The organism is Pseudomonas sp. NPDC077408 (genome assembly GCF_050269105.1).
GTDB lineage: Bacteria > Pseudomonadota > Gammaproteobacteria > Pseudomonadales > Pseudomonadaceae > Stutzerimonas.
The window spans coordinates 251,659-274,094 of the sequence record NZ_JBNNHS010000003.1 but is presented as its reverse complement, the minus strand read 5'-3'; the positions used below and the strand labels follow the sequence as shown (position 1 = coordinate 274,094).

At 61.7% G+C, this 22,436-nt stretch carries 12 protein-coding genes; 7 read left to right on the top strand and 5 right to left on the bottom strand.

What is annotated here, in order from left to right:
• Positions 1–270 precede the first annotated feature (270 nt).
• From putA to ACQKEK_RS10510, 7 genes are all read left to right on the top strand, one after another.
• Positions 271–4,218 carry a trifunctional transcriptional regulator/proline dehydrogenase/L-glutamate gamma-semialdehyde dehydrogenase gene (putA, locus tag ACQKEK_RS10540; RefSeq protein WP_499142502.1) on the top strand — a complete coding sequence of 1,316 codons (3,948 nt, stop codon included), beginning with the start codon at positions 271–273 and terminating at the stop codon, positions 4,216–4,218.
• Positions 4,219–4,420: 202 nt separating this feature from the next.
• Complete coding sequence (locus tag ACQKEK_RS10535) at positions 4,421–5,635, top strand: MFS transporter (protein ID WP_499142500.1); 1,215 nt, start codon at positions 4,421–4,423, stop codon at positions 5,633–5,635.
• Between the two features lie 56 nt (positions 5,636–5,691).
• Positions 5,692–7,659 carry a TonB-dependent receptor domain-containing protein gene (locus ACQKEK_RS10530; RefSeq protein ID WP_499142498.1) on the top strand — a complete coding sequence of 656 codons (1,968 nt, stop codon included), beginning with the start codon at positions 5,692–5,694 and terminating at the stop codon, positions 7,657–7,659.
• Positions 7,660–7,715: 56 nt separating this feature from the next.
• Positions 7,716–8,753, top strand: coding sequence for a FecCD family ABC transporter permease (locus ACQKEK_RS10525; RefSeq protein ID WP_499142496.1), 1,038 nt, complete (start codon positions 7,716–7,718; stop codon positions 8,751–8,753).
• A 2-nt stretch (positions 8,754–8,755) separates the two neighbouring features.
• Positions 8,756–9,799, top strand: coding sequence for a FecCD family ABC transporter permease (locus tag ACQKEK_RS10520; protein WP_499142494.1), 1,044 nt, complete (start codon positions 8,756–8,758; stop codon positions 9,797–9,799).
• The gene (locus ACQKEK_RS10515) at positions 9,799–10,665 is read left to right on the top strand and encodes an ABC transporter ATP-binding protein (RefSeq protein WP_499142492.1); all 867 of its coding nucleotides are present in this window, start codon (positions 9,799–9,801) and stop codon (positions 10,663–10,665) included. Before ACQKEK_RS10520 ends, ACQKEK_RS10515 begins: the two co-directional genes overlap by 1 nt.
• The gene (locus ACQKEK_RS10510) at positions 10,662–11,606 is read left to right on the top strand and encodes an ABC transporter substrate-binding protein (protein WP_499142491.1); all 945 of its coding nucleotides are present in this window, start codon (positions 10,662–10,664) and stop codon (positions 11,604–11,606) included. Before ACQKEK_RS10515 ends, ACQKEK_RS10510 begins: the two co-directional genes overlap by 4 nt.
• Before the next feature lie 47 nt (positions 11,607–11,653).
• Here the strand turns inward: ACQKEK_RS10510 and ACQKEK_RS10505 are convergent, their stop codons facing one another.
• Genes ACQKEK_RS10505 through ACQKEK_RS10485 form a run of 5 tightly spaced genes read right to left on the bottom strand, consistent with a single transcriptional unit; the run spans position 11,654 to position 22,427 of the window.
• Positions 11,654–13,102 (bottom strand): amino acid adenylation domain-containing protein, encoded by a 1,449-nt coding sequence (locus ACQKEK_RS10505; RefSeq protein WP_499142490.1) that lies wholly within the window; start codon positions 13,100–13,102, stop codon positions 11,654–11,656.
• Positions 13,099–17,676 (bottom strand): amino acid adenylation domain-containing protein, encoded by a 4,578-nt coding sequence (locus tag ACQKEK_RS10500; RefSeq protein WP_499142488.1) that lies wholly within the window; start codon positions 17,674–17,676, stop codon positions 13,099–13,101. The genes ACQKEK_RS10505 and ACQKEK_RS10500 overlap by 4 nt, the downstream gene beginning before the upstream one ends.
• A gap of 18 nt (positions 17,677–17,694) precedes the next feature.
• Complete coding sequence (gene dhbA, locus ACQKEK_RS10495; RefSeq protein ID WP_499142486.1) at positions 17,695–18,453, bottom strand: 2,3-dihydro-2,3-dihydroxybenzoate dehydrogenase; 759 nt, start codon at positions 18,451–18,453, stop codon at positions 17,695–17,697.
• A 12-nt stretch (positions 18,454–18,465) separates the two neighbouring features.
• On the bottom strand, positions 18,466–21,558 hold the full coding sequence (locus ACQKEK_RS10490) for an amino acid adenylation domain-containing protein (RefSeq protein WP_499142485.1): 3,093 nt from the start codon (positions 21,556–21,558) through the stop codon (positions 18,466–18,468).
• A complete protein-coding gene (locus ACQKEK_RS10485; protein ID WP_499142484.1) occupies positions 21,555–22,427 on the bottom strand; it encodes an isochorismatase family protein in 873 nt (290 codons plus the stop codon). The genes ACQKEK_RS10490 and ACQKEK_RS10485 overlap by 4 nt, the downstream gene beginning before the upstream one ends.
• Between the last annotated feature and the right edge of the window lie 9 nt (positions 22,428–22,436).

Below are 22,436 nucleotides of genomic sequence, written 5' to 3'. Positions count from 1 at the left end.
ATCTGTGGAGGCGCGATCGAGCGCTTTCAGATCTCGTAGACCCAATTAAATTGCGTCGCTAGACGCATTGCCTCGTGAGAGTCCAGCGCCAGCAATCTTTGGCGAGGCGTCATCTGCCGGATGCGCCGGATCAACGCACAGCGAGGGTCTACGCTGAGGAGATACAGATGGATAAGCCGCACGGGCTTGTCTATTGGTGGAGATGACAGATCGCAGATTGCTGCGCAGCCGCCGAGGTATTCCGCCTACCGCACCACGGAGGACAGCCACATGGTCACCAGCACACTCGGCATCACGCTCGACGAGGCAACTCGCGATCGGCTTGAGGACGCAGCAAGGCGGATCGAGCGCCCGCCACAGTGGGTGATCGAGCAGGCACTGCTCCGCTACCTCGAGGAGGTCGAACGCGACACGAGTCAGCCCGAAACCGAGGCGGTGTCCCACATAGGCGAGGACAGAACGGGCAATCTCGCACCTGACAGCCAGCCGTTTATCGAGTTTGCACAGAGCATTCTGCCGCAGTCGGTGCTCCGCGCAGCCATCACCGCTGCCTATCGCCGCCCTGAGCCGGAGGCGTTGCCGATGCTGTTGGAGCAGGCGCGGCTGTCGCCGGAAAAGGCCGAAGCGACCCACCGACTTGCACTACGCATCGCCGAGAAGCTGCGCAACCAGAAAAGCGCCGGTGGACGGCAAGGCCTGGTGCAGGGGTTGCTACAGGAATTTTCATTGTCATCCCAGGAAGGCGTCGCCTTGATGTGCCTGGCTGAGGCCTTGCTGAGAGTGCCGGACAGGGGCACTCGGGATGCGTTGATCCGCGACAAGATTAGCACCGGCAACTGGCAACCGCACCTGGGCAACAGCCAGTCAGTGTTTGTGAACGCCGCCACCTGGGGTTTGATGCTCACCGGCCGGTTGGTGGCCACGCATAACGAAACCAGCCTTTCATCATCACTGAACCGCCTGATCGGCAAAGGTGGCGAGCCGCTCATCCGCAAGGGCGTGGACATGGCGATGCGGTTGATGGGCGAGCAGTTCGTCACCGGCGAAACCATCAACGAAGCGCTGACCAATGCCCAAACCATGGAAGCCAAAGGGTTCAGGTATTCCTACGACATGCTTGGCGAAGCTGCGCTCACCGCCGCAGATGCGCGGCGCTATCTGGCCTCGTACGAACAGGCAATCCATTCCATCGGCATGGCTTCGCGCGGTCGTGGCATTTACGAGGGCCCAGGCATCTCGATCAAACTGTCGGCTCTACACCCGCGTTACAGCCGTGCGCAGTACGACCGGGTGATGGATGAGCTCTACCCTGTCCTGATGTCACTGACTGAACTGGCGCGGCGCTATGACATTGGCATCAACATCGATGCCGAGGAAGCGGATCGCCTCGAGTTGTCCCTGGAATTACTCGAACGGCTTTGCTTCGAGCCGTCATTGGCCGACTGGAACGGCATCGGTTTCGTCATCCAGGCTTACCAGAAGCGCTGCCCCTACACCGTGGATTTCCTGATCGACCTGGCCAAGCGCAGCCACCATCGGTTGATGATCCGCCTGGTCAAGGGCGCTTACTGGGACAGCGAGATCAAGCTGGCGCAGCTCAATGGCCTTGAGGGATATCCGGTCTATACGCGCAAGGCCTATACCGACGTGTCGTTCATTGCTTGCGCGCGCAAGCTGCTTGCCGCGCCCGAAGCCATCTATCCGCAATTCGCCACACACAATGCGCATACCCTGGCCGCGGTTTATCACCTGGCCGGGCAGAACTACTACCCCGGTCAATATGAATTCCAGTGCCTGCACGGCATGGGCGAGCCGCTTTACGAGCAGGTCGTGGGCAAGGAGGACGGACGTCTCAACCGGCCTTGCCGCATCTATGCACCTGTTGGCAGCCACGAAACCCTGTTGGCCTATTTGGTCCGCCGGCTGCTGGAAAACGGCGCCAATACCTCCTTCGTCAACCGCATCGCAGACAAGAGCATCTCGCTCGAAGAGCTTGTCGCAGACCCTGTGACGACGGTTGAACAGATGTTCGCCTCGGAAGGCACACTCGGCCTGCCGCACCCCCGGATTCCGCTGCCCCAGCACCTGTATGGGCCCGGTCGGCTCAACGCCTGCGGCCTTGATCTGTCCAACGAGCAACGGCTGGCCTCGCTTTCGTCTGCCTTGCTTGCTGGCGCACGCCGACGCCTGACTGCTGCTCCACTACTCGGCTGTGACGCCGTTTCGACGAATCCCGCCGCGCCCTTGCTCAACCCAGCCGATCACCGGGATGTGGTCGGTGACGTGCAGGAAGCCAGCGAAGCGGATGTCGACAATGCCCTGCGCTGCGCCCTCGACAGCGCCAGCGCTTGGAGGAGCACCCCGCCCGCAGAGCGCGCAGCTGCATTAGCAAAGGCCGCGGACTTAATGGAACAGCGCATGCAACAGCTGCTGGGCGTACTTATCCGCGAAGCGGGTAAGTCCTACGCCAACGCCATTGCGGAAGTGCGCGAAGCCGTCGATTTCCTGCGTTTTTACAGCGCCGAAGTGCGTGACAACTTCCACAACGACACCCATGTACCACTTGGCCCGGTGGTCTGCATCAGCCCGTGGAATTTCCCGCTTGCAATCTTCACTGGCCAGGTCTGCGCCGCGCTGGGCGCCGGCAATACCGTACTGGCCAAGCCGGCGGAGCAAACACCCTTGATTGCCATGCTGGGCGTGCAGATCTTGCATGAAGCTGGCATTCCCAAGGGCGCCTTGCAACTGCTGCCAGGGCGCGGCGAAACCGTCGGTGCCCAGCTCGTCGCTGACGAACGTATCCGCGGCGTGATGTTCACCGGTTCCACAGCTGTCGCCTCGATCTTGCAACGCAGCATCGCCGGACGCCTGGACGAGCGTGGACGTAGCATTCCGTTGATCGCCGAAACCGGCGGTCAGAACGCGATGATCGTTGACTCCTCGGCGTTGGCCGAACAAGTCGTCATGGATGTGATGGCGTCGGCCTTCGACAGTGCCGGTCAACGCTGCTCCGCCCTGCGGGTGTTTTGCATACAGGAAGATGTCGCGGAACGAGTCATCGGCATGCTCAAAGGCGCCATGGCCGAAGCACGCATGGGTAATCCGCAGCGCCTGTCCGTGGATGTAGGCCCGGTCATCGATAGTGAAGCGCGCGACACCATCGAACGCCACTTGCAGGCCATGCGCGACAAAGGGCGTCGTGTGCATCAGTTGGCCCGTGTCGACGAGAAGGAATGCGCCCATGGCACCTTCGTGACGCCCACGCTGATTGAACTCGAACGTCTTGATGAGCTGCAGCAGGAAGTCTTCGGCCCGGTGCTGCACGTATTGCGCTATCGCCGCACGGAGATGGACCAACTGCTGGACCAGATCAACGCGGCGGGCTATGGATTGACCTTGGGCGTGCATACCCGCATTGATGAAACCATCGCCAAGGTGATCGACCGTGCCAAGGTCGGCAACCTCTACGTTAATCGCAACATTGTTGGCGCAGTAGTAGGGGTGCAGCCGTTCGGCGGTGAAGGCCTTTCCGGTACCGGACCCAAGGCCGGCGGCCCGTTGTATCTGTATCGCCTGCTATCGGAGCGGCCACACGACGCGCTGTTGCGCGCACTGAACTTCGGCGGTACGCAGACGCTACCCGAGGTGCGTCGCGCCCCCGCCCAGGCCGATGCCGCCAGGCAATTCCAGGACTGGGCCCGAACAACCGGCCGGGAATCGCTTGCGGAGCTGTATGACCGTTACGCCAGTCAATCTCAGAGCGGAACCACACGCTTGCTCAACGGCCCCACCGGTGAGCGCAACAGCTACAGCCTGCTGCCGCGCAAGCATGTGCTCTGTCTGGCAGACAATGAAGGTGACCTGATGATCCAGCTGGCAGCGGTATTGGCCGTTGGCAGCGAGGCCGTGCTACCTGATGTTCCTCCGGCGCAAGCGCTTCACGCCTCGCTTCCTCAGGCGGTCCAAGCCAGAACCACCTTGACCTCGGACTGGACCAGCGACGCGACGCGTTTCGATGTCGTGCTCTACCACGGCGAACCCGACCAGCTGCTCGACGTCAGCCAGCGGCTATCGCAACGCAGCGGTCCGATTGTCGGTGTGCAGGGAATGGCCAGCGGCGATACCGACATTCCTTTGGAGCGGCTGTTGATCGAGCGCGCGTTGAGCATCAATACCGCTGCGGCGGGCGGCAATGCGAGCCTGATGACCATCGGCTGACCGACACAGTTTATCGGCTGTAACGACCCCGCCGGTTTTCGCACGCTGTTGGATCGTCTGATTTCAACGTGCACTGTCCTGCCGACTTCAGAACATCAGCTGCGACCACCTGATTATGGTAATGCGAACGATTTGTGTTTGATATAGCTTTCAGCTTGACTTAGGATGCAGCCGCCTGACAAACCGAGCGTGCCGCAATCCAATGAAAGTTGCCGACCAGACGAGGATCTCTGTTCACCTAGCGATGCTGATCAACATGCTGTCCATTGGCAGCCTGATGATGGTCATGCCGCTTGGGCCGGACCTCGTGCGCGAGCTCGGCATGGAGGCTAGCCACGTTGGCTACATCAGCGGCGGCGCAACCTTGGCTGCTGCGCTAAGTGGGTTCGTCAGTGCACCCTGGCTGGATCGTTTCGACCGCAAGCGCGCGCTGATCACCCTCCTCGTCCTGCGATTTGCCCTGCTGCTGAGCTGTGCCTGGGCGACCGGCCCCAACCAGCTGATTGCAATCTTCGTACTGTCCGGCCTGGTGGCGGGTCCGATGGGCGCGATTCTGATGGCCACCATGCTCGACCTGATACTGCCTGCGGAGCGCGGCCGCCAGCTTGCCTATGTCGGGATGGGCTTTTCACTCGCGGCAATCCTGATCATTCCGCTGGCTTTGGAATGTTCGATTCGTTGGAACTGGACGGCGCCTTTTTTCCTGCTGGGCGGGACGGGGCTGGTGCTGGCGCTGCTGTGCCAGTTGTTGCTGCCCAAGTCTGCGGTCGTGGAGCGGCCAAAAGCCTCGATCCGATCACTTTTGGGTTCGCGCCTTTGCCTGGTCGCACTCGGCATCACGTCATTGCAGATGTTTGGGCACTTTTTACTGGTGCCCCATTTCGCCACTTACGTTGAATTCAACCTGGACTTTCCGCGCACTCATTTGGGTCTGCTGTATCTGCTCGGCGGCGTTGCCAGCCTCGCGGCCATGCGGATCGGCGGCGCCTGGATCGATCGCGGCAGCGCTGTAACAGTGGTGCTTGTCAGCAGCGGCTGCCTCTCGCTGGTGACCTTGCTTGGGTTCGCTGCACCGGTGGGCATCTCCCTCTACGTCATCTTCACGCTGTTCATGGCGCTGAGTGCCGTGCGTACCAACAGCACCATGACCATTGCCGCCGGCGTTCCCCATGCTCACCAACGCGCAGCATTCATGGCGTTTCAAGGAACGGTTTCGAATGTCGCAGCCGGACTCGGCAGTTTGTTTTCAGCGCGCTATCTGAGCGAAGGCCCTCAACACCAAGTGATCGGCTTCGAACACCTAGCCGCCTTCTATGCCGTAGCGGGCGTCGTGGCGGGTCTCGGCGTGCTTTATCTGCTTCATGGCATCAGACAGCGCGACATGTGCCTCACCTCAACCAAACAACAGGCGGGCTAACCCGTCGCGGATACGTGATCAGTCCTTTCGACCCTCGAGCAGCAACGGAGCATGCTATGTCAATCGCACTAAACCGGGGTATCAGCCGTCCCCGTCACCTATCCCTGACCATCCTGGCCAGCCTTATGCCGCTTGCCGCACTCGCGGCCGAGCCTGTTGCTCTGGAGCAGCAAGTTATCACCGCCACCCAGACGGCACACAGCGAGCTCAGCGCGCCGGCCAGCGTGTCGGTGGTGACCCGTGAAGAGCTTGAGCAGAGACCGGTTTACAACCTGGCCGATGCAGTGAAGTACCTGCCCGGTGTGCACCTCAACCCGTCGTCCACGTACGGCCGGCAGGAAATCAAGCTGCGCGGAATGGACTCGGATTACACGCTGTTGCTGGTCAACGGCCGCCGGATCAACTCGCGCGATGCGCTGTCCTCCAACTATGCCAACGACTTCGATCTGTCCTCTATCCCGATGGCGGCCATCGAGCGCATCGAAGTGATACGCGGCCCGATGTCGTCGCTGTACGGTGCAGATGCACTGGGCGGTGTGGTCAACGTGATCCTGCGCCAGCCCACCGAAGAGACGAAAGCCGGTATCGCCTACACCTACGAGCACCCCACCGAGGGCGAGTCGGGTGATGGCCATAAGGCCAGCGGCTACGTCAGTGGTTCGTTGATCGAGAACAAGCTGCTCGGCAATCTGATTCTGGAAACCACTGACCAGGCCGCCTGGCTCAGCGAGCAAACGGTCAACCCGAATACCGATGCCGCGGAACAGCGTCAGGCCAGCAGCGCATACGGTTCCCTCAGCTGGTTGCTGGACGAACGTCAGACCGTTGACCTGGACATCACCCACCGCAAAGATGATCGCGAAGCCGAGTGGAACAACTTCGGTGCGGTGGTCCTGAACGTGCAGGAGATGGAGCGCTGGAGCTTTGGACTCGGCCATACCGGCAACTGGGACGGCTTCAACACACGGGTGCGTTATTACTACGAAAACGTCGAGTTGATGGACGACTCGCAGATCATGACGACGCTGCGTGGCATGAAGGGCGACATCGAGCAGAAAAACCATACCGTCGACGGCCAGGTGACCGCATTTGTCGGCAGCCACCTACTTACCCTTGGCAGTGAGTTGCGTCGTACCGAGCTGACACACAACCAGAATCTTGGCAGCGAAACCGAGGTGGACCAGAAGGCCGTCTACCTGCAAGACGAGTTTTCTATCGGTGATCTGGACGTGACCCTGGGTGGACGCCTGGATGACCACGACAGCTTCGGCAGCGAATTCAGCCCGCGGGCCTACGGCGTGTACAACCTCACCGACAATTGGGTGATCAAAGGTGGCGTTGGGCGCTCGTTCAAGGCACCAAGCATCTATCAGTCTGACGACACCTATGGCGTATTGGCCTGCCGGGGCATGTGTACGCTGGTCGGCAACCCGAACCTCAAGCCCGAAACCGCGACCAGCTACGAGATCGGTACGCTGTACCAGAACGAGCGTCTCGAAGCGGGCATCATGCTGTTCAACAACGATATCGACGACATGATCATCACCGATACATGGCGTGTCGGATACCGACCTGCCGTGATGACCTATAGCAACGTCAGCAAGGCGCGCGTGCAAGGCTACGAATTGCAAGGTCGCTACAACCTGAGCGACACCATGGGTGTGCGCGCGAACTACACCTATTCGGATGCCGAAGACCGCGATACCGATGAACAACTGCGCAACACCCCGCAGCATGTCGCCAATATCGGTTTCGACTGGCAGGCCATGCCCGATCTGGGGCTGAATCTCGACTACCAGTACACCGGCAGCCAACTCCTCTACGTCTCCGCAGCGCAGCCAAATGTTGAGAGCGGTGCGTTCCATCAACTGAATCTCGGTGCGAAGTACCAGGCCACCCGCGAGTTGTCGCTGAAAGCCGGCATGAACAACCTGACCAACGAGAAGCGCGACGATGTCGCTCAGTCGGTCGATAACATCCTCATGGGCCGTACAGTGTTCGTTGGCTTCAGCTACGACATCTGATACCCGCCATTACCCGGCAGCCTAGCTGCCGGGTTTCAGGAGCTTGCTCGAAACCAATGACACGAATTGATTCGACCTTCCCCGGCTACCAGCAAGCGGTCCTCATCACTGGCGGCGCGCTTCTGCTGGGCTTGCTGGCGCTCTCGATGAGCACCGGCGCCGGTGTCTACGGCGCGGTCGAAGTGCTGCACTATCTTCTCGGAAACCAACTCGCCGTGGCGGATGAAAAACTGGCCATGGTGGTAGAGACACTACGTTTGCCGCGTACGCTGGCAGCGCTCGTTGTTGGCGGAAGTCTTGCCATCGCCGCCTCGCTGCTGCAAAGCGCAACACGTAATCCGCTGGCCGAACCCGGCTTGCTCGGCGTCAATGCCGGCGCAGTGCTGGGCCTGGTCATCGGCCTCATTTTCTACGGCGTCGAATCGACACGGGGCTATCTGCTCTGGTCCGGTGCCGGCGCCCTGCTGGGCAACCTCGTGGTGCTCGGCATCGGCTTGATGCTGGGTCAGGCCAGCCCACTGAAACTCATCCTCGCCGGCGTCGCGCTGGCTGCAATATTCGGCGGTCTGTCGAATTTCATGTTGCTGTCGACACGTGTGGCCTTGGAGCAATTTCGGTTCTGGAACCTGGGCTCCCTTTCGGCCACCCGGCTCGACGCGGTGGGCACCGTCACGCCTGTGGCGCTGCTGGGCCTGGCACTCGCCGGCCTGCTCTGCCGACAACTGACCCTGATGCAAATGGGTGACAGCCAGGCGCGGGCGCTGGGCATTCACACCACCTGGGTGCGACTGGGCGTCCTGGTCGCCTCGACATTGCTGACGGCCTGCGCGATATCTCTTGCCGGGCCCGTCGGTTTCGTCGGGTTTCTGGCAGCCTACTGCGCTCGATTGATCGAACCGGTGGCACTGCTCCGACAGCTGCTGTTCTCGACGCTGTTCGGCATGTTGTTCCTCTTGGCGGCTGATGTGCTGGCGCGCTGGCTGTTGCAACCCTTCGAGCTGCCGGTCGGCACCTTGCTGGCCGCACTCGGCGCGCCGGCGCTGATTGCTATCGTCTTGCGCGGTGGCTTCCGATCTCTGCTGGCGGTGAGGTAAGCATGGCATCCACCACTCCCAGCGGCGTGTGGACGCTGCGCATGGGCAGCCTGAGTCTGCTGCTGCATCGGCGCAACTGGCTGATGTGCGGCCTGCTCACGCTGCTGCTTGCCGTACTGGCTACGCTGGCGATCAGCCTGGGCTCCGGCCAGATGGGCATGCGAGACGTGCTCGCCACCCTGCTCGGCAATGGCAGCAAGCTGCACGAAATCATGGTGTTCAAGATCCGCATGCCGCGGGTCGCCGCGGCCATTGTTGCCGGCTTTGCCATGGGCATGGCCGGCTGCCTGATCCAGACGCTGGTGCGCAACCGCCTGGCGACGCCAGACATGATCGGCGTGAACGAAGGCGCATCGCTGGCGGTTGTCGGTTTTTCCCTTTACCTGACGTTGGGTAGCTGGCCCTGGTGGGCCTCTCCCCTGGGCGCGATATTGGCCGCCGTAGCACTGTTCAGCCTCTGCCGCCGCCCCGGAGAGCAAGGCTACCTGTTCATCGTCATCGGTATCGCGCTGTCGGAGCTGCTTGGCGCGATCGGCGACTTCGCCATGTCGACGCAGCCGCTGGTACACCTGGGCAGTATCTACCTCTGGACCATGGGTCACTTCGCTGGGGTCAGCTACCAGACCGTCAACCCGATCGCTCTGGTCCTGCTGGCGCTGTGTCCGCTGATGGCCCTGGTCAACCGCCCCCTGGCCTTGTTGCGCTTTGGCGATGCCACTGCGCAGAACCTGGGCATCCGTGTACCGCTGGTACAGCTCGGCGTGCTGGGGCTAGCCATTCTGGTGGCCTCGCTGGGCACGGCGATTGGCGGGCCTGTGGTGTTTATCGCTATGGCCGCACCGATACTGGCGTCCTGGCTGGCGCGCGATAACCTTGCCCCGCTTTGGCTATCGGCCCTTTGCGGAGCGGTGCTGCTACTGGGCAGCGACACGCTGGTGCGGGTGCTGGCGCAGCCGGAAGAGATCCCCACCGGCATCATGACAAGGCTACTCGGCGGCATTCTGCTGCTTGCGTTGCTGCTCAAGGACAGACGAGGGGCTGACTGATGACGGTACTGAGCGTCGAAAACCTTCATTTCGCCTATCAGGACAAGGTGGTTCTGGACGACCTCACCTTCTCACTGCCCAAAGGCCGGCTGATTGGCATCGTCGGGCCCAACGGCAGCGGTAAATCGACCTTGCTCAAGCTGTTGGCGCGTCAGCTGCCCTTGCAACGTGGCGAAATCCACATCCATGGGCAGTCGCTGTCTCGTTACTCGATGAAAAGTCTGGCCCGCCAGCTGGCGTTTCTCCCCCAGCGCCCGGTCATGGCCGAAGGAATTCGCGTCGAACAGCTGGTGCAATACGGTCGGCATCCGCATCAGGGGTGGTTCAATCAGTGGAGCGACGAGGATGCGCGCCAGGTCTCCCGCGCTCGCGCGGCCATGCAGCTTGACGCTATCTGGCATCGCCAGGCCTCTTCGCTCTCTGGCGGGCAGGCGCAGCGAGCGTGGCTGGCCATGATCCTGGCGCAGAACACCGATCTGATCCTGCTCGACGAGCCCACCAGCGCGCTGGATATCGGCCATCAGGCCGAAGTCATGGAAGCGGTGCACCGGATCGCAGCCGAAGGCCGCACGGTGCTGATCGTCATCCATGACCTGGGCATCGCCGCGCGCTATTGCGACGAACTGATTGCCCTCGCCGATGGGCAGATTCAAGCCATGGGGCCTGCGCGCGAAGTAATGACCAAAGCGCTGGTTGACCGCCTTTACCAGACCGAGGTGGACATCCTGCCGGCGCCCGGTGACGGCGCTCCGGTAATCGTGCCGCGTCGCCGTTCGCTCGCAGCGTCTGTGCTTCCCGCCTCTGCGCCATCAGCCACCCGCACCCCAGCGGTGCCCGAACCCGCTCAAAAGGACACGACCCAATGATCAAACGAACTCCCTGGCACCTCACCATCGCACTTATAGCGGGGCTGATGACCCTCAGTGCGCACGCCGCCACCCGTCAGGTGGAAGATGCGTTCGGCAACACCGTCACCGTTCCGGCCACGCCTGAGCGCGTTGTCACGCTCAATGAGATCGATCTGGATACGGCGCTGACACTGGGCGTAACACCGATCGGCACCGTCAACGGTCGCGGCCAAGCTGCACCGCCGCGTTACCTGGAAGGCAAGGTGCCGTCAGGCATCAAGGTCGTTGGCGATCTGGACAACCCCAACCTGGAGACACTGCTTGAGCTGGAACCGGATCTGATACTCACCGGCCCGGTAAAGCCAGAGCAGCTGGCGATACTCAACGAGATCGCGCCTACGGTCGTGACCTTCAAGTGGGCCGAACCTTGGCAGTCCAGCATGCAGCGAACGGCGCATATCCTGAACAAGGATGCTGAAGCCAAGGCTTTTATGGACCGCTACGAAGCGCGTGCAGCCGAGGCGCGTGAGCGTCTGAAAGACCATCAAGGCGAGACGTTCAGTATCGTTCGCTGGAACCCGAAGGGCCCGTCCTACATGTTCAAGGACGCCTTCTCCAGCACTGTGGTGGAAGACGTCGGCCTGGTCCGCCCGGCTCACCAGCAGGACCCAGGCCACACTCATTCCATGGCGCTGAGCCTTGAATCCCTTGAACTGCTGAATGCGGACTGGCTGGTGATCGGGACTCTGGCCACCAGCGGCGAAGCCGTCGAGGCGCTTAGCCAGGCTGAAGAAACACCGGCGTTCCGACAGCTCTCGGCTATCCAGGCCAAGCGTTTCGCCGCCGTCGATGGATCGCTGTGGACCTCGCTGGGTGGGCCGATGGCGGCCCTGCAGGTGATCGAAGATGTGGAATCCATCGTTGGCAAAACAGACGTTGAGCCGGTCGCGAAAAACTAACGCAGATTGCCCCGTGGCCGCCCTGGCCACGGCGTATCGCTTACCGATCAGACCGGATCGGGCAGCCGCTTGCGGTCGATCTTGCCACTCGGAGTTTTCGGCAGCGAGTCCAGCAGCACGATGCGACTCGGAACCATATAGTGCGGCAGGCTCAGATGCAGTGCTCGGCGAATCTGAACCCGACCGGGCGCACCTTCGCCTCCTGTCTCCACATAACCGACCAGGCAGGCCTCGTCGCCTTCACCCAGCAACCGCACCGCAGCATCCTGCACCCCTTCGATGCGCCGCAGGTTGGCTTCGATTTCGCCCAGTTCGATTCGAAAACCGCGCAACTTGATCTGATCGTCACGGCGTCCAAGGTATTGGAATTCGTCGTCGCCGATGCGGCGAACCCGATCCCCGGTGCGGTACAGACGCCGCCCTTGCCAGCTGATGAAGGCTTGCTCGCTCAGATCGCTGCGTTGCCAGTAACCCTGTGCCAGCGATACCCCTTCGATGCACAGTTCGCCCTCGCCGCCCGGCCCGATGTCATTACCGTTCTCGTCGAGAACCCAATGTCGGTAGCCGTCGAGTGACTGCTTGAGCCGCACACCTTGGTCCGCCAACGGCTGCCCGACCTGCGCCATCATCGACCAGACGGTTGCCTCAGTGGGGCCATAGCAGTTCCAAAGTTGCCCTACCGACTCGCTGAGCCGTGCCGCCAGCTTAGCGTCCAGGGTTTCACCACCACAGAGCGCGGTCAGACGTTCACGCCCTTGCCATCCCGCTTTGAGCAGCATTCGCCAGAATGCAGGCGTTGCCTGCAGGGTGTTCAGGTCCGGCCGGCTGTCGAGCAACTGCAGCAGCGCCACCGGGTCCTTGTGGGCTGGCGAGCAGACCACTTCGACATAGCCGCCTACCCACAGTGGCCCGAGCATCTCCAGCAGAGATATATCGAAGGCCGGCGTGGTGGTGAACAGCCAACGTGTGTCGGGCCCGATCCCGACACGCCGGGTCGCGGCGTCGAGGAATTTGCTTAACGCAGCCCGGCCAATCACGACGCCCTTGGGTTTTCCGGTAGAGCCGGAGGTGAACATCATGTACGCAGGCAGCTGATCATTGAGCACCAGCGGCTCGGGCATCGCTGCCAAGCCGGGCCTCAAGCGCAGCGAAGGTGCCAGCGAGCGCGACGGCTGCTCATCCTGAATGATGCGGTGCAGGCATGCGTCGTCGGCGATGCCCTGCAGCCGGTCAAGCGGAAACTCCGGCTCCAGTGGTACGAAACAAAGCCCTTCATGCAGGCAAGCGAGCAGCGCCGCGATCAGGTCCGGTCCACGGGAGAGATGCAGCCCGACGCGATCACCTGCAGTCAATCCGTCTGCGCGCAGTTGCAACACGATGGCCGCGACGCGTGCTTGCAACTCGGCGTAGCTGAAACTGGCGCCGAGGCACCCTAGCGCTGGGCGCTCGGCGTGACGGGCGAAAACCTGGGCGAGCTGTAGGTTCAGTGACGTCATTGCAGCTCTCCGCCAAGTGCAGCCAGGGTTTGCAAATTAGTTCGCAACGACTGCAAAAAGCGGGCACCGAAGTCCGAGCGCAGGCTGCCGATCTGCCGCAAGGTCAGCAGGCCGCCAAACACGCCTCCATGCAGGCTGATCAGTTCTGCAGACAGGTTTCCAGCACCGCTCGGGTTGCCCGGCGGCAACGGCAATGGCTGCCAGTCCCCTGCTCCGCTCTGGTAATTGCCGAGGTAATTCAGCGCGACGGCGGGCAGCGGAAGACTGTCACGATGCGCCGGATTGCTGCGCAGCGGCAGATAGCCAATGCCCTTGTCCGGCACCTGGCGCAACTGCTCGGCAGCGTGCTGAACCAGCGTCGGCCAGTCCGCCTGGTTATGCACCCTGACCGGGAACATGCTGGTGAACCAGCCAACCGTGCGGCTGACATCCAACCCGGCATCAATCGGTTCGCGGCCGTGACCTTCCAGCATGATCAACTGCTGCTCGCCGAGCCCCAGCTCCACCAGCGACCGGGTCAGCGCAGCCAACAGCAATTCGCGGACGTCGACCTGCAATCGTCTGGTCGTCATCTGAATCAGTTGCCGAGTGGTGACTTCATCCAGCTGCAACAGTTGCGGCTCGGATCGCTCGCTGGATGACCATTCTTGGGGAACGGTTTGATTGGTAAATGCCTGGCCCATCGCACCGACCTGCTCACGCCAGTACGGCAGCTGCGCTTCAGCACGCTGCGCATAGGCAGCGAGACCCTCGCCCCAATGGCGATAGCTGCTGGTCTTGTCCAGCAACCCATCGCCGCGGGCCAGTCGCTGCAGGTCTTCAACCAGAATGCGCCACGACACCGCGTCGATGACCAGATGGTGAAACGCAATAAACAGCCCTCGCCGGCCGTTCGGCAAGTTCTCGATGACGGCCCAGGCGAGCGTTCGAGCGCTGGCCGGATCGAGGTGGGATTGCAGCTCGGTTAGCGCATGCTGTAACCCCGACTCGCCCAGCTCCGCGGCATCCAGTTGGGCGGGCTCGGGTAACGGCAGGAAATCCCTATAACACTGGCCAGAGGGAATGACGATCAGCCGCAGCGCATCGTGCTGCGCCAACAATTGGCGCATGTAATCCATCAGCTGGAGCTGACTCACCTCGGCGGGCAACCCCAGCACAACACCCTGGTTCCAATGCTGGGGTTGAGCGAACGGCTGCTCAAAGAACCATTGCTGGATGGGCTGCAGAGGGAAATCGCCAGTCAGCAGACCTTGCTCGGCGCGGATCGCCTGGTTCTCGCGTGGTCCTTCGAGCACGCGGCACAGTCGGCGCACGGTCTTTGCCTCGAACACCTCCTTGACGCTACAGGGGTAGCCGGCATCGCGCAGACGTGTCGCCAGCTGGATGCTCAGAATCGAATCGCCGCCCAACCGGAAGAAATCGCTTTCTACGCCCAGCGGCTGCTCCAGCACAGCCTGCCAGATCTCCAGCACGTGTCGCTCCAGATCGCCAGCGGGCGGCACCAGTTGTTCAGCTTCGGTCAGCTCAACCTTGGGCAACTGCCGCTGATCCAGTTTGCCGTTGGCCGTAAGCGGCATCTTGTCGAGGATGATCAGACGCTGGGGCACCATGTATTCAGGCAGTCGATGGGCTGCAGCCTGCAATACTGCGTCTGGCTCGGGTGTCGCTTCGCTAGCAGTTACCGTGGCGTAGGCCACCAGCGCCTGACGTGTGCCCTGAGTGACGACCAAGACCTTTATTTCCTGCAGGCTTGAGCAACTAGCGTGCAGTTGAGCTTCGATCTCCCCCGGTTCGATGCGGTAGCCGCGCAGTTTTATCTGCGCATCCAGACGGCCCAGGTACTCGTATTCACCGTTGGCAAGCTGTCGTGCGCGGTCTCCGGTGTGATACATCCGTACCTTCACCCCGGCGAAATCATGCAAACGAAAGGCCTCAGCGGTGCGCTCCGGCTGGTTGAGGTAACCGCGGGCCAACCCTAGCCCCGCCAGACAGAGCTCACCCGGAACACCGACTGGGCACACCGCGCCGTGCCGATCCAGGATCACCGCCTGCATGCCATCGATAGGTTGGCCGATGGTCAGGCGGGTGCCTGCCGCAAGCGTCTTGGTCAGCGCCGTAACGGTGGCTTCGGTCGGACCATACATATCAATCAGACAAAACTGGGATGCCCAACGCTGTGGGATCGTAGGCGGGCAGGCTTCGCCGCCGAAGCCCACCGCTTTCATCGCGGGCAACGGTCGCTCCGGCAGTGTCGCCAGCAGCGCTGTGGCAAAAATCATGTGCGTGGTTTCGGTGCGCTCGATCTCATCCAGCAAGCCCTCACCGGGATCGGCCCAGAGCAGACAAGCACCGTGAACCAACGGCACCAGCGCACACATGTTGCCTGCATCGAACGACAAGGACATGCAGTCCAGCATTCGATCACCCGGCGCGACATCGAGCCGGCGACCGTGATCAAGTAGCAGGTTGACCAGTGATCCCTGTTCGATCATCACGCCCTTCGGCAATCCGGTCGATCCAGAGGTGTAGATCACCTGGGCGAGTCGTTGCGGGTCATGCTTGAGTGGCGGCGCGCATGGCGACTGGGCATCCAGCTGCGCCTGGATTTCATGGCTAACTAGATCGACCCAACGCTGGGCCGGCTCCAGTTCGAATGGCGCTGCGCCCTGCCCGATGACCAGCTGCAAATTGGCGTCCCGCATGATGTGGCTGAGGCGCTGCTGGGGATAGTTCGGGTCCAGCGGGACATAGGCCGCGCCGACTTTCCAGCAGGCGAGCAACGCGACCGCAAAGGCGTTTTCCCGCCGCGCAAGAATGCCGATCAGCTCGCCTGGCGCACAGCCCTGAGCCTGCAACCAATTGGCAAGCCGGCTGGCACGGGCGTCTAGCTCCGCATAGCTGACGCAGCCTTCCCCCTGCCGCAGCGCGGGTCGATTCGGATGTAACCGAACCATGTCACTGAACAGCGAAAGCGCGGTCAGTCCGTCGGGATAGACCGCGGGCAACACTGACAAGCGCTCAGCGGTCTGGTCCAGCAACGAAGGATCGTGCATGGGCAACTGCCAGATGTCCTGCTCTGGCGCATCGACCACGGCCTTCAACATGTTCAGCAGTCGGCTCGCGTAGCCTTCGATACTGCTGCGTTCGAACAGCGCCGTGGCGTAAAGCCAATCGACCCGTACCGAATCCATCAGCTCGGTGACCTTGACCGAAATGTCGGTCTTGGCAGGCAATACCGGAGAGGTCTCCTCCACCGCGTCACAGCCGGGGATCAGGTCGTTGAAGTCGACCCGCGCCTGGTAGACCAGCATGATCTGAAAGATCGGATTGATCGCGGTATGGCGGTCCATGCCCAGCGCTTCGCTCAGGGCCTCGAACCGATAGAGCTGGTGATCGAACGCCTGAAGATCGTCAGCACGGCACTGTCGCAAATACTCGACAAAGCTTTGCTGTTCGGGAAGCTGCGTACGTAACACCAGCGTGTTGACGAAAAAACCTACCAAAGGCTCGACATCCGCCCGCTCGCGGTAGGCCAAGGGGGTGCCAACCACAATGTCGCGCTCACCGGAATGACGTGCCAGTAGCAGCGCGAACAGCGCATGTAGGCCGATGAAGGGCGAAGTGTTGTGTTGCTGGCACAGCCCTTTGAAACGATCCCAGAGCGCATTGTCGATAGTCGAGAACACCACTTCGCCGCCGCTGGCCGGTTGGGCAGGCCGTGGCTTGTCCAGCGGCAGGCTGTGCACTTCGGGGATCCCCGCCAGGCGTTCGACCCAGAAGGGTTTGAACTGCTCGTGATAGTCCCGGAATAAGCGCGAGTTGAACCAGCGTGCGTAGTCGATGTAGGTCAGCGCGGGCTCGTCCCAAATCAGGCCCTCACGATTCTGGTAAGCGAGAAACGCAGTCTTCAGGTCGGCGAACATGTTCTTCACCGACCAGCCATCCGAGATGATGTGGTGCTGATTGATCATCAGCACGTGCTCGTGCTCGCCCAGCTTTAGCAAGGTGACGCGCGTCAGCTGCCCGCTGGTGATATCGAATGGGCGTTCGATCTCTTCGCGCACTCGCTGCGCCACCCGCTCCTCAATCGCCTGCGGCTCGAGATGGCTGAGATTTTCCCGCGCCAGATGAAACCCGGTGTGCGGCACTATCTCCTGCTCGCCTCGGCCCTCGGCGCTACGCTGGAAGCGCGTGCGCAAACTGGCGTGACGCGCGACCAGCGCATCGAAGGCGAACTCCAGCGCAGCCACATCCAGCTCCCCAGCCAGGCGGAAGAAGACGGGCATGTTGTACAGGTGCGAATCCTGTTCGTACTGCTCGATGAACCAAAGCCCGCTCTGCGATGACGACAGCGGGCCTACGCTGAGCTGTTGCGGCGCGATCGGCGCATCGAATGCGCGTTGAGCCCTCAGGCATTCGATGATGGCGTCGCGATTGTCACGTATCTGCTGCCCGAGCGCGGGGGTTACAGCCTCTTTGCTCGACTGCGAAACCAGCTGCTGCTGATCGTTGAGCGCAAGCTGCACGCCCTGCTGAGTCAAGTGCTTCAGCAGGCCGATTATATTTTTTTGCATCTGCTACCTCTCGGAGTCTCAGGCCGCCAGGGTGGCGCCGCCGTCGACGACGATGTCCTGCAGGGTGATGTGGCTCGCCAGGTCCGATGCGAGGAACAGCACGGTACGGGCGACCTCTTCTGGCGTGGCGATCTTGCGCAGCGGAATGCCCAGCTTGTACTGCTCAGGGAAGCCAGCGATGGTCCGTTCCCGCGCGTCCTCGCCGTGCCACATGCCACGCTGCATGGCGGTATCGGTTGAGCCCGGCGATACCAGATTGCAGCGCACGCCGTGCTCGGCCAGTTCCAAACCCGCTGTTTGGATCAGGCTGGTAAGCGCAGCTTTGGATGCGCTATACGCAGCCATTTGCATGCGTGGAACGTGAGTCGCATTGCTGCTCACCGCCACTACCGCTCCGCTGCCCTGCGCCTTGAAACGCGGGAACAGTTCGCGCAGCAGATAAAAGGCACCGGACACATTGACCCGTATCGAATCATCCCAGTCAGCCGAACTCAGATCCTCAATAGCTCCGAGCCGCAAGATGCCGGCAACATTGGCGAAGACATCAACACGCTGCTGTCCACCCAGCAGCTCGCCGCACGCATGGCGCACCGCGTCCGCATCACCAACATCAAGCAGGTAGGTCGTGAAGCCGTAGTCACCTTCGGAAAAGGCGCGGTCGAAACCGATGACCTGCGCACCCAGCCGTGCGAAGCCTTCTGCCACGGCGCGGCCGATCCCCTGCCCGGCGCCGGTCACCCAAACGCTCTGCCCGCTGAAACTCATCTGATCGTTCATTCGCCTGCCCCTTCACCAAACCATTTCCACGAGTTCTTCTTGCTGCTGCAGTCGGCTGTCCAAAAAACTGCAGAAGTCCGCCAGTTGCGGGTGATCGAAGACATCGGAAACCTTCACGGCGGTGCCGAACTCGGCGCCAAGGCGATTGACGATCTGGATGGTCTGCAGCGACTGCCCACCGAGTTCGAAGAAGTTGTCCTCCGGCTGAATGCCACTCACACCGAGGATCTGCTGCCAGACAGCGCTGACGCGTCGCTGCGTCTCGTCGTTTAGCACGCGTTCGGACGAGCCTTGCAGATAGGCCTGCTGCAGGCGCTTACGGTCGATTTTGTTGCTACCGGTACGGGGCAAGACGGCGAAATGACGGTAATCGGTAGGCACCATCGCTGCTGGCAGCACGGCGCTCAGCTCGCGTTTGATCGCTCGGACGTCGTCCCGCGGGCCTGCGAAAAACGCCACCAGCCGGCGCACTCCGGCATTGAGCTCCAGGCCTAACACGCAGGCCTCGTCGATACCCGGCAGTGCCAGCATCCGTGCTTCGACCTCTCCCGGCTGGATGCGATAGCCGCTGATCTTGAACTCGTTGTCCAGCCGACCGAGGTACACCAGCTGACCATCGATCAGCCGCACCCGGTCACCGGTGCGATAGACCCGCATCGTCTCCCCGCCAATGCGTAAATGGGCAAAGGCCGGCGAGTCGCTGTTGAGGTAACCGTTGGCGAGCTGTGGACCAAACAACACCAGCTCACCTTCCGATCCAGCGCGATTTCCTCGCTCCAGAACCAGCGCTTCGACACCTGCCAGTGGTTGACCGATAGGCAGCCGTTCGCGATTGAGTTCGAGGCTTTGCAGATCGCAGCTCGTCGCTACAACCGTGGTCTCGGTCGGGCCGTAGGTGTTGATCAAACGAACATCGTGCCGCCCGACGCCTTGCCAGGCCTGCAGCTGCTCGGGGTACACCGCTTCGCCACCGATGATCACCGTCTTCAAGGATGGCGGGATCTGCACCTGACCGCTGCGTAGCGCAACGACCCACTCGTTCCAGAATGCGGTGGGCAGGTCGACCACGCTGATCGCCAGTTGCTCCAAGCCTTCCACAAACGCGGCCATCGACTGCAACATCGCGTCGGTCCGCAGCACCAATGTCGCCCCCACCGACAAGCTGACAAAGACCTCCTCAATGCTCGCATCGAAGTTGAACGGCGCAAATTGCAGGACGCGATCGGCTGAACCAATGTCGTAGCGCTGCCGAGCCGCGTGAGCGAAATGCGCCAATGCAAGATGGCTGACTTCGACGCCCTTCGGCGCACCTGTCGAACCGGAGGTGAACATCAGATAACAGCCTGCATCGTTACTGCGCGGGCTATACGTCCGGTTTGCCGAAGTCAGCAATCCAATCAACTGGATCGCGCCTGAATGGATGTCCGCCAACCGATGCCGGTAGGCCGCCTCCGTGATGACCAGCGCCAGCTCGGCCGTCTCGCAGATCAGCCGTTGCCTGTCGGCGGGCTGCTCCGGGTCCAGCGGTACGTAGACCGCACCAGCGAGCAGCACCCCCAACTGGGCAAGGATTGCTTGTGGCGAACGGCTCAGCATCACACCGACGCGCTGGCCCGGCTCAATCCCCTGTTCGACAAGCGCGGCCGCGACCATCTCGGCACGCGCCTGCAGTTCGCCGTAACTCAGCGCCTGCTCATGCTGAACCAGCGCGATGTGCTCAGGCCTGCTCTGTGCCTGTAGGCGTATCGCCTCCAGCACATTGCTCGGTTGCACGTGGGAGGCGCGACCAGGGGTCTTGAGGACTTGCCAGGCTCGGCGAACTGCAAACAGCTCTTCGAGCAGCACGGCACGTGGCTGCTGCGGCTCGGCCAGCCAGCATTCGAGCAGATCGAACAGTTCTTCTTGGAGGCTGCGCACCTGGTCGAGGCTGTAGCAGGCCGGGTTGGCGTCGTAGTCGAGTACCGGCATGCCGTCGGCGCCAATCTGGACTTCCAGCGTCAGGTCCTCCACCGGACCTGCGCTCAGGTTCAGCGTTCGCGCCGGGCAGTTGCCGTAAGTCAGCGGACGGTCGAACGGCATGATATTGATCAGCGGGCCGAACAGACGCTGTTCTCCGCCAACACGACCCAGGTCTCGGCGCAGGGATTCGTAGCGGTAGTGCTGATGTTTCCGGCTGCTACGACGTAGCTTGCCGATGGCCTTGGCGCAGGCGATCAGATCGGCATCGTCCGGCAGATCCAGGCACAACGGCGCGATGTTCATCTGCATGCACGGCACGTTGAACGAGGCCGAGCCGATGCGATTCATCACCATCAAACCCAATACCTGAGAGCGGACACCGCTTACCTGCCGGAGATGAGCCGAGACACCGGCCAGCAGCAGGTCCGGCCAGCCGATGCCATGCGCTTCGGCAACCTGATTCAGTGCCTGCCACAGAGGCTCTGTGAACGGAGCGCCGTGACGGATGAACGTGGCCGATATCGGCGCACTGCGTTCACTGAAGCTCGCAGGCTCCATGCGTGACAATGTTTCCAGCCAGTAACCGCGCGCAGCGGCGGTACGGCCCTGAGCGTCCCGCTCGGCGTCTTCCTTGAGCACATCTTCATATCGGCCAAACTCACTGGCTGGCACCGGGTCACCGCTCATCGCAGCGCCGTAGAGCTCGGCGATTCGCTGGTACAGCAGGTTGGTGCCATAGCCATCGAGGGCGATGTGATGCACACAGCTATAGAGAAAATCGCGCCCCTCGGCCTGCAGCAACACGAAACGGCACGGCAACTCACGTTGTAGATCGATCGCGATGCGAAGGTCGCGCATGGCCCAGTCACGGACCCAGCCTTCCGCATCCGTCCCTGCCGGAACCTGCACCTGTTGAACGACCACTGGCAGTTCGCAGGGTTTGAAGAACACCGCGTCTTCATCGGCCACGAACACTCCGGATAGCGCCTCGCACTCCCGCACCGCCTGTTGCACCGAGGCGATCATCGTCGCCGCGTGAATCTTGCCGGCGAACGCGATGCATTCTGCGGTATTGAACATGGCGCGGTCTTCGTTGAGCAGGTAGCCGGACCAGAGCCCTTGCTGGGCAGTCCCGAGCGGCCTCATCGGACACCTCCGTGCGCGTTGATCAGAGCCCACCAGCCATTCAACGTCGGGGTCTTGGCCAGATCGGTGAAACTCAGTTCCAGCCCCTGCTCCCGCCATTCGCTCAGCAGGGTCATGATCTGAATCGAATCCAGGCCGTAGTCGAGCAGGTTTTCGTCGGGGTCGAAGGGTTCATCCATCTCGTCGAGCATCGACAGCAACCGGACTTCCAGCTCTTCCCGACTCGGCAATGACCGCTTGGCGGCGCCCAGTTCGAGCACTTCGCGGCATGTCACGACCTTGCCGCACCGCGTCGCCACGTAGTTCAACGCCATCTCGTGTTCGGTCGCGCCGAAATCTGCGATGCCGTCGGCCAGCACGAAGGGTTGGATGTCTCGCATGAAGGCATCGCACGCCGTCATCAGGCAGCCGATATGACCGTAGATGCCACCAATGATCAGCTGGTCGCGACCGAGCTCGTTCATCATGTGTTCCAGCGGTGAACGCTGGAAAGCGCTGTAGCGCCATTTCACCAGAACCGTGTCGTCGACAGCAGGCGCCAAGCCCGGAACGATCGCCTGACGCTCGGGATATTGCGTGATGCCCGGACCCCACATGTCGGTCAGCAGCGCCCTGTCCGTATCCGCTTGCTCACCCGGCTGGGCTGTGTAGATGACAGGAATCCCCAGTGCTTTGCAGCGCTGACGAACCTGTGCCAGACGCGACACCAGTTCATCGATAAACGCGCTGTCCTTGCCCCAGAAATCACAAAAGTACGCTTGCATGTCGTGAATCAGCAGGACCGCTCGATCCGGTTCGAGCGACCACTGCACTTTGTTCGCGCTCCATTCGCTGGGCAGGCGGTATGGCGTCAGGGTGGGAATTGCCATGAAACGAAT